9 protein-coding genes and 1 tRNA gene are annotated in these 8015 nt (G+C 55.2%); 4 read left to right on the forward strand and 6 right to left on the reverse strand.

Annotated features, from left to right (window positions below):
- Positions 1-95 precede the first annotated feature (95 nt).
- Positions 96-884 carry a flap endonuclease Xni gene (gene xni, locus GTGU_RS12840; RefSeq protein WP_038157665.1) on the forward strand — a complete coding sequence of 263 codons (789 nt, stop codon included), beginning with the start codon at positions 96-98 and terminating at the stop codon, positions 882-884.
- Here the strand turns inward: xni and rlmM are convergent.
- From rlmM to GTGU_RS12860, 4 genes are all read right to left on the reverse strand, one after another.
- Positions 881-1981, reverse strand: a complete 1101-nt coding sequence (gene rlmM, locus GTGU_RS12845; RefSeq protein ID WP_038157667.1) for a 23S rRNA (cytidine(2498)-2'-O)-methyltransferase RlmM — start codon at positions 1979-1981, stop codon at positions 881-883. The genes xni and rlmM overlap by 4 nt on opposite strands.
- Positions 1974-2369, reverse strand: a complete 396-nt coding sequence (locus GTGU_RS12850) for a DUF423 domain-containing protein (protein WP_038157669.1) — start codon at positions 2367-2369, stop codon at positions 1974-1976. Before GTGU_RS12850 ends, rlmM begins: the two co-directional genes overlap by 8 nt.
- A gap of 71 nt (positions 2370-2440) precedes the next feature.
- On the reverse strand, positions 2441-3355 hold the full coding sequence (gcvA, locus tag GTGU_RS12855; RefSeq protein WP_038157671.1) for a glycine cleavage system transcriptional regulator GcvA: 915 nt from the start codon (positions 3353-3355) through the stop codon (positions 2441-2443).
- 347 nt (positions 3356-3702) lie between these two features.
- A complete protein-coding gene (locus GTGU_RS12860) occupies positions 3703-3930 on the reverse strand; it encodes a YgdI/YgdR family lipoprotein (RefSeq protein ID WP_038157673.1) in 228 nt (75 codons plus the stop codon).
- A 193-nt stretch (positions 3931-4123) separates the two neighbouring features.
- Between GTGU_RS12860 and csdA the strand changes: the two genes are divergently transcribed.
- Positions 4124-5332 (forward strand): cysteine desulfurase CsdA, encoded by a 1209-nt coding sequence (gene csdA, locus GTGU_RS12865; protein WP_038157674.1) that lies wholly within the window; start codon positions 4124-4126, stop codon positions 5330-5332.
- Positions 5329-5778, forward strand: coding sequence for a cysteine desulfurase sulfur acceptor subunit CsdE (gene csdE, locus GTGU_RS12870; protein WP_038157675.1), 450 nt, complete (start codon positions 5329-5331; stop codon positions 5776-5778). Before csdA ends, csdE begins: the two co-directional genes overlap by 4 nt.
- Here the strand turns inward: csdE and tcdA are convergent.
- Both tcdA and mltA read right to left on the reverse strand, forming a co-directional pair.
- Positions 5769-6575, reverse strand: a complete 807-nt coding sequence (gene tcdA, locus GTGU_RS12875) for a tRNA cyclic N6-threonylcarbamoyladenosine(37) synthase TcdA (RefSeq protein ID WP_038157676.1) — start codon at positions 6573-6575, stop codon at positions 5769-5771. The genes csdE and tcdA overlap by 10 nt on opposite strands.
- Positions 6576-6585: 10 nt before the next feature.
- Positions 6586-7683 (reverse strand): murein transglycosylase A, encoded by a 1098-nt coding sequence (gene mltA, locus GTGU_RS12880; protein WP_038157677.1) that lies wholly within the window; start codon positions 7681-7683, stop codon positions 6586-6588.
- A 207-nt stretch (positions 7684-7890) separates the two neighbouring features.
- Here mltA and GTGU_RS12885 point away from each other — a divergent pair.
- A tRNA-Met gene (locus GTGU_RS12885) sits at positions 7891-7967 on the forward strand.
- Positions 7968-8015: the final 48 nt, after the last annotated feature.

Below are 8015 nucleotides of genomic sequence, written 5' to 3' on the forward strand. Positions count from 1 at the left end.
TCGTTTTGCGAGGCTTCTTCCTGAATTATTCTCTGTAAATAGCCTCACAGACATCACGATGTTACCCTTAGCGCTCTTGCTCAAGGAGGATTTCCGTGGCCGTTCATCTGCTCATTGTCGACGCGCTAAATCTGATTCGCCGCATTCACGCCGTCCAGGGGTCGCCCTGCGCGGATACCTGCCTGCACGCGCTGGAACAGCTGCTGGTTCACAGCCAGCCGACGCACGCGGTCGCCGTGTTTGATGACGACGCGCGCAGCCACGGCTGGCGACACCAGTTATTGCCGGATTACAAAGCCGGACGCCCGCCAATGCCGGACGATCTGCATGCCGAAATGCCTGCGCTGCGGGCGGCGTTTGAAGGGCGCGGCATACGTTGCTGGGAGTCTGCCGGTAATGAAGCTGACGATCTGGCGGCCACGCTGGCGGTAAAAGTGGCGCAGGCCGGGCACCAGGCCACGATTGTTTCGACCGATAAAGGCTATTGTCAGTTGCTCTCCCCGACCATTCGCATTCGCGACTATTTTCAAAAGCGCTGGCTCGATGCGCCGTTTATTGCCAGCGAATTTGGCGTCACGCCGCAGCAGTTGCCGGATTACTGGGGGCTCGCGGGGATCAGCAGTTCGAAAGTGCCGGGCGTGGCAGGGATTGGCCCGAAGAGCGCCACGCAGTTGTTAACGGAGTTCGAAAATCTGGAGGGAATTTACGCCCGCCTGAATGAGGTACCGGAGAAATGGCGCAAAAAACTGGAAGCGCATAAAGCGATGGCGTTTACCTGTCGCCAGGTCGCTCAGCTGCAAACAGACTTACAGCTGGACGGGAATTTGCAGCAGTTACGTGTAGGCCCGGTAAGCGTAGCACCACCGGGCAATCATACCGACTAGCGTTCGTCGCGACGCCCGCCAACGGCGGCCCAGATACGGCGAATATGCACCGTCACCTCTTCGCGATCATGATACAACTGACGGGCCTGAATCTGCGCATTAATGCCATGCTCGTTCAGTTGCTCCTGAATATATGCCAGATTCTGCGACACCTCTTCATAGCGCTTTTTCATCGGCAGCTTGAGGTTGAAAATGGTTTCGCGACACCAGCCGTTCACCAGCCACTGCGCCATCAGCGCCGCCACTTTCGCTGGCTTCTCCACCATATCGCAAACCATCCATGAGATGTTGTTGCGGTTAGGACGATAGCGGAAACCATCTTCACGCAGCCAGGTGACCTGCCCGGTGTCCATCAGACTTTGCGCCATCGGGCCGTTATCTACCGAATAAACCCACATGTTGCGTTTCACCAGCTGATACGTCCAGCCGCCTGGACAGGCTCCGAGATCGACCGCGTACATACCGTTAGCCAGACGCTCATCCCATTCGTCAGCCGGAATAAACACATGCAGCGCTTCTTCCAGTTTCAGCGTGGAGCGGCTCGGCGCATCGGCAGGGAATTTCAGGCGCGGAATACCCATATAGAACGGAGAATTGTTGTTCGGGTACGAATACCCGACGTAACAACAACCTGGCGCAATGAAAAAAACATGCACCACCGGGCGTTTCGGTGTTTCATAGTGAGTGAGAATTTTTGCGTCGCGCAACGCTGCGCGCAGCGGCACAGTGAATTTGCGGCAAAACTTCATCAGCTCTTTGCTTTCGTTGGTATCAGCCACTTCAACGCGCAGGTCGCCACCTTTTTCCACCACACCCTGCAACATGCCGACGATCGGCGTGATGCGATCTTCCGGGGGAAGATTCTGCAACAGCTCGCCCACCACCAACATCTGACGGGCAAAGATCAACGAGCTGTAAGGCAGTTCACGAGCCAGTTTATCCGCCTCTTTCGGCTGATAGCACTCAAAAACGACATAACCCGCATTCTCTTTTACGCGGGCAAACCCATATACCTCAAGGCGCGCGGCCTTGTCGGTAATTTCTGCAGCACACTCTTTCTCAAAGCCCGGGCGGCAATAGAGAACAACCTTATTCATGAACGACGCCCTTACGCTTCAGACGAATTGCACCAATTAACATTAATACCCAGCCTGCGAGGAAGCTGACGCCCCCCACCGGCGTAACGAACGCCCACAGACGAAGGTGAGAGAGGGCGAGGCAGTATAAACTGCCGCTGAACAGCACGGTTCCCAGCGCCAGAAAAACGCTGCTCCAGTAGAACCAGATGCTGATGCGACGCTGCATGGCGACCGAGAGCCCGAAAATCGCCAGCGTGTGGAATGCCTGATATTCAAGGCCGGTCTGGATCCACCCCATTTCCACAACACCCAAAGATTTACTTAACACGTGCGCGCCAAACGCACCCAACGCCACAAAAATAAAACCGCTAATGGCGGCAAAAATCAGCATAAAACGACTTGTCATGTTCCTACCCTAAACTGATTTACACTTCATCATGCGAGCGGCCCCCCATTGCCGCCTGCATGATCGTGTGTTTATTGTTCATAACGAAAGCGGAATTTCTCTTGTTCACTTGCAGCTTTCGCCAGAATCCATTGCCGGAAGGCGGCTATTTTACCCAGTTCCGCCTGACTGTCATGGCAAACCAGATAAAAAGCGTTTTTACTGACCAGCACATCATTAAACGGGCAGACCAGACGGCCTGCTTCAATTTCAGACTGCGCCATCACATTGTTGGCGAGTGCGATACCCTGTCCATGGATTGCCGCCTGCAGCACCATCGCGCTGTGGCTAAAAATCGGTCCCTGTTGAACGTTAAGATTGAGGCCCAACTGACGCGTGTACGTCTGCCAGTCACGGCGCGATGCATCGTGTAATAGTGTATGTTGCGCCAGATCGGCAGGGGTTTTCAATGGCTTCTCGCCAGTGAGCAGGAGCGGTGAGCAAACAGGAATCAGATATTCTGCGTACAGCTTCTCCACACGCAACCCCGGCCAGTTACCGCGCCCGTAGAAAATCGCCACATCGACATCATCTGCCAGTTTATCTTCCTGGCGGTCCACTGCCTGGATCCTGACATCAATTCCCGGATAAGCTGAGTTAAAGCTGGAGAGTCTCGGTACCATCCACTGAATGGCAAAGCTGGGCAATAAACTGACGGTCAGCGCCCCTTTCGCACTTCGCGCCTGCAGTTTACGCGTCGCTTCGGTTAATTGCGAAAAGATCTCTTTGATGTCCTGAAAATAGCTCTGGCCTTCTTCGGTCAGAAGAAGAGAACGATTGCGTCGGCGGAAGAGCTTCAGCCCCAGAAAATCCTCCAGAGACTTGATTTGATGGCTGACTGCGGCCTGCGTCACAAAAAGCTCATCGGCAGCGCGAGTGAAGCTTAAGTGCCGTGCTGCTGCATCAAAAACACGTAATGCATTCAGAGGTGGTAATCGCTTTGACATGGTTCTCTGGCTTAGATGTTAACTCGATTTAACAAACAGGAAACAACGTTTAACCTATTAGTTTTTTTTATCTGAGCCATTATAATTTGTCCGTTGAGGAACTACCAGCAAATACCTATAGTGGCGGCACTTCCTGAGCCGGAACGAAGAGCTTTTTTCGGAATGCGTGTTCTGATGAGCTTTTGGCTTACGGTTGTGATGTTGTGTTGTTGTGTTTGCAATTGGTCTGCGATTCAGACCACGGTAGGAAAGCTACCCTTTTCACTTCCTGTACATTTACCCTGTCTGTCCATAGTGATTAATGTAGCACCGCAAACTGCGGTGCTTTTTTTTCGCTACTTCAACCGTTATTTCTCAAGCGCGACCATCTCTTTCACGTCACTACGGTTGATCTGCTGTTTGTTGCCGTTAGCATCTTTATACGAAATCATGCCCGTCTCATCATCGGTTTTCGGTTTACCGTCAGAGACGATGGCCCGTCCATCCGTTGTGTGCATTACGTAGTTCGGACCGGAGCAGGCGCTCAGGGCAAAAGTCAGCATACAGGCAGAGATAATGGCAGTAGTCTTGTTCATGTTCTTCTCCTTCTGGCTATTTATGCTATAGAAAGCGACTTTCCTGACAGGCTAAAACATTCGCCTAACACTCTATAGCATAACGTACTATTTTTACCCTGCCAGAATTACCGGACTATTCCGAGGGACATTTGCTCCCCTTGCCCTTGCGGGCAAATTGCGCGACGATCTATGGATCGTAACGAGGAATTCCATGAACGCATTTAATCCCGCGCAATTTCGCGCCCGTTTCCCCGCACTAAGTGATGCCGGTGTCTATCTCGACAGCGCCGCCACCGCGCTGAAACCACAGGCCGTGATTGACGCGACGACACAATTTTACAGCCTGAGCGCTGGCAATGTGCATCGCAGCCAGTTTGCCGAAGCGCAACGCCTGACGGCACGCTATGAAGCGGCCCGCGAACGGGTCGCCGAATGGCTTAACGCGCCGGACAGCAAAAACATCATCTGGACGCGTGGCACCACCGAAGCCATCAATATGGTGGCCCAAAGTTATGCGCGACCGCGTCTGCAGCCGGGCGATGAAATTATCGTCAGTGAAGCCGAACATCATGCCAATTTTGTGCCGTGGCTGATGGTGGCGGAGCAGACCGGCGCCCGCATCGTCAAACTGCCGCTGGGCAGCGATAACCTGCCGGATGTTGTCCGTTTGCCCGCGCTGATTACTCCACGCAGCCGTATTCTGGCACTGGGGCAAATGTCGAATGTCACAGGCGGCTGCCCCGATCTCGCGCAGGCCATTCGCCACGCGCATGCCGCAGGAATGGTGGTGATGGTGGACGGCGCCCAGGGCGCGGTGCATTTCCCGGCGGATGTGCAGAAACTGGATATCGATTTCTATGCCTTTTCCGGGCACAAACTGTATGGCCCGACTGGCATCGGCGTGCTGTACGGTAAAAGCGAACTGCTGGAAGGCATGTCGCCGTGGCTTGGCGGCGGCAAGATGATCACCGAAGTGACCTTCGACGGTTTCAAAACTCAGGCGCTGCCTTACCGGCTTGAAGCAGGCACGCCGAACGTCGCCGGGGTGATTGGCCTCAGCGCCGCGCTGGAATGGCTGGCGGAAGTGGATCTGGCGCAGGCCGAAAGCTGGAGCCGTGGGCTGGCGACGCTTGCGGAAGCGGAACTGGCAAAACGCCCCGGTTTCCGCTCATTTCGTTGTCAGGATTCCAGCCTGCTGGCGTTTGATTTCGATGGTGTACATCACAGCGACATGGTCACCCTGCTCGCCGAATACGGCATTGCGTTGCGGGCCGGGCAGCACTGTGCGCAACCGCTGCTGGCAGCACTCGGCGTCAGCGGTACGCTACGCGCGTCATTCGCGCCCTATAATACACAGGATGATGTCTATGCGCTGGTCGCCGCCGTTGACCGCGCCCTTGAACTACTGGTGGATGAATGACAAACCCGCTCTACGCCGGACACCCGTTCGGCACAACCGTCACCGTAACGTCATTGCAGCAGCTTTTCACGCCATTACAGGCGTGGGAGGACAAGTATCGCCAGTTGATTTTGCTGGGCAAGCAACTGCCGGCTCTTTCGGATGAACTGAAAGCGCAGGCGAAGGAGATCGCCGGTTGTGAAAACCGCGTCTGGCTGGGCACCGTAGTGACGAACGACGGCAAACTGCATTTCTTTGGCGACAGCGAAGGGAGAATCGTCCGTGGTCTGTTGGCGGTATTGCTGACGGCGGTGGAAGGCAAAAGCGCGGCGGCGTTGCTGGCGCAGGATCCACTCACACTGTTCGACGAACTGGGGCTTCGCGCTCAGCTCAGCGCCTCACGCAGTCAGGGGCTGACTGCGCTGGGCGAGGCCGTGAGCACTGCTGCGCGTCAGCATCAGGCCTGACGTGCCGCTTTTGCCATCATTTTTTTAAGGGCATGGGAGACCGCGACAAAACCAAAGGTGGCGGTCACCATCGTTGCCGCGCCAAAGCCTGAGGCGCAGTCCATCCGTTTTGGCCCTTCCGCCGTGCTTTTCATAGCGCAAACGCTACCATCAGCCTGCGGGTAAACCAGCGCTTCCGTTGAAAATACGCAGTCCACGCCCAGTTTGCCTTTGCTGTTTTTCACCACGCCATACTCGCTTTTCAGCCGTTCACGCAGCTTAGCCGCCAGCGGATCCTGGATGGTTTTCGCCAGGTCAGCGACCTGAATCTGCGTCGGGTCTGTTTGCCCGCCCGCCCCGCCAGTGGTAACCAGCGGCACTTTATAGCGACGGCAATAGGCGATAAGCGCCGCTTTTGGCCGCACGCTGTCGATGGCATCGATAACATAGCTGTACCCGGCGCTCATGTACTGGGCCACGTTATCAGGGGTGACGAAATCGTCGATGACATTCACCCGGCATTCCGGGTTGATCTGGCGAATACGATCGGCCATCACCTCGGCTTTGGCGAGCCCCACGTTGCCGCCGAGCGCGTGGATCTGGCGATTGGTGTTGGTGACGCACACGTCATCCATATCAATCAACGTGATCGCACCGATACCGGTACGCGCCAGCGCTTCCGCCGCCCAGGATCCGACACCGCCAATTCCCACCACGCAGACGTGCGCATCGGCAAACCACTGCAGTGCATTTTCACCGTACAAACGTGCCGTGCCGCCAAAGCGCTGGCGCCAGGCATCGCTGATTACCACAGACATAAGACCTCAATTAACCGCTAAAGACGTTGCCGGCTCCCGGGGCGTTTTTCAGCACCCAGACACGACCATAGTGATTGTACCACCCTGCGCGGTGTCCGGCATCCGGGCCAATGCCCTGGTAGATATCAAAGTGCTGGCCTTTAATCGCCCCGCCGACATCCAGCGCCACCATCAGGCGCAGCTCATACTGACCGTTGAATTTGCCGTTGTTGTCGAGCAGCGGCACTTCCGCCAGCAGCGTGGTTCCCGCCGGAATAATACTGCGGTCAGACGCCACCGACGCGCGACCGATTAGCGGGACAGCGCTGGCGCCTTTCACTGGCGCGAAGGATTGAGGTTTAAAGAAAACAAAGGAGGGATTCTGCTCCAGCAATTCGCGTACTTCCGCTTCGCTGTGTGTTTCCCCCCAGTGGCGGATGGCCTGCATCGACATATCTTCTTTCTTCACTTCGCCGCGATCAATAAGCACTTTACCGATACTGCGATACGACCAGCCGTTTTTCCCGGCATAGCTAAAGAAGTTGAGCGGCGAGCCGTCGCCAAAATCAATATAGCCGCTGCCCTGCACATCCATAATAAAGTTGTCCATCAGCGAGTTGCTGTAAGCGAGAACGTAGTTATCGCTCAGCGCGCCAGCATAAATTTCAGCGCGGGACGGCAGTCGGCCGCGCTTCGGCGGCATGCGGTAGATAGGGTATCTGAACTCCCCTTGCGGCGTGTGACGCGCCTGCACAACCGGTGTGTAGTAACCGGTGAACTGAACGTTACCGTAGTTATCGGCACCCTGCATCTGCCAGGCGTCAATACCGTACTGGCGCAGCGTGCGGGTATCGCCGCCGGAACGGAGCCATTGCTGTACGGCGTTATAGACGTTGCTTTGGCTGCCATAAAGACGTGGCGAGGCGTCACGTATCTGATTTACCTGCTCGGCAAAATCGCCAGCGTTGATTGGCGCACCAATCGCGTCAGGCTGGTTAACCAGTGAGAAAGGCTGTGTGAATTTGCCGTCACTGTACTGCTGACCACGGTCGGTCGGTTTAGAACTGCAGGCTGCCAGTAATGTCAGCAGCGTTCCCGTTACCAGATATTTTGCCCAACGTCCTTTCATGATGTCTCATCTTTTACTTAAGCCGAATCCGTGATGAAGATAACAAACCGTCAGGGGTAAAGAAATGCGCTGGCGTAGTCAAAACGGAATTCCGCACACAAAACAGACAATCTGACAGGTTTTTGCGCAATTACCTGCAAACTTAACCGTTTAGTTAAAAAAAAGGTTGCAACAGAAAGTCAGCAGAGTATAGTGCGCATCCACGGACGCGGGGTGGAGCAGCCTGGTAGCTCGTCGGGCTCATAACCCGAAGGTCGTCGGTTCAAATCCGGCCCCCGCAACCAATTAAAATGTGAAGAAAAGTTTATACGAAGTCAGTATAAAGACGGACG

It is taken from the genome of Trabulsiella guamensis ATCC 49490, from assembly GCF_000734965.1.
Classification (GTDB): Bacteria; Pseudomonadota; Gammaproteobacteria; order Enterobacterales; family Enterobacteriaceae; genus Trabulsiella; species Trabulsiella guamensis.

Excerpts from the sequence above, each read along its gene's own strand:
- csdE (WP_038157675.1), top strand. The coding sequence starts at position 5,329 with ATGACAAACCCGCTCTACGCCGGACACCCGTTCGGCACAACCGTCACC.
- tcdA (WP_038157676.1), bottom strand. The coding sequence starts at position 6,575 with ATGTCTGTGGTAATCAGCGATGCCTGGCGCCAGCGCTTTGGCGGCACG.
- GTGU_RS12850 (WP_038157669.1), bottom strand. The coding sequence starts at position 2,369 with ATGACAAGTCGTTTTATGCTGATTTTTGCCGCCATTAGCGGTTTTATT.
- rlmM (WP_038157667.1), bottom strand. The coding sequence starts at position 1,981 with ATGAATAAGGTTGTTCTCTATTGCCGCCCGGGCTTTGAGAAAGAGTGT.
- csdA (WP_038157674.1), top strand. The coding sequence starts at position 4,124 with ATGAACGCATTTAATCCCGCGCAATTTCGCGCCCGTTTCCCCGCACTA.
- mltA (WP_038157677.1), bottom strand. The coding sequence starts at position 7,683 with ATGAAAGGACGTTGGGCAAAATATCTGGTAACGGGAACGCTGCTGACA.
- gcvA (WP_038157671.1), bottom strand. The coding sequence starts at position 3,355 with ATGTCAAAGCGATTACCACCTCTGAATGCATTACGTGTTTTTGATGCA.
- GTGU_RS12860 (WP_038157673.1), bottom strand. The coding sequence starts at position 3,930 with ATGAACAAGACTACTGCCATTATCTCTGCCTGTATGCTGACTTTTGCC.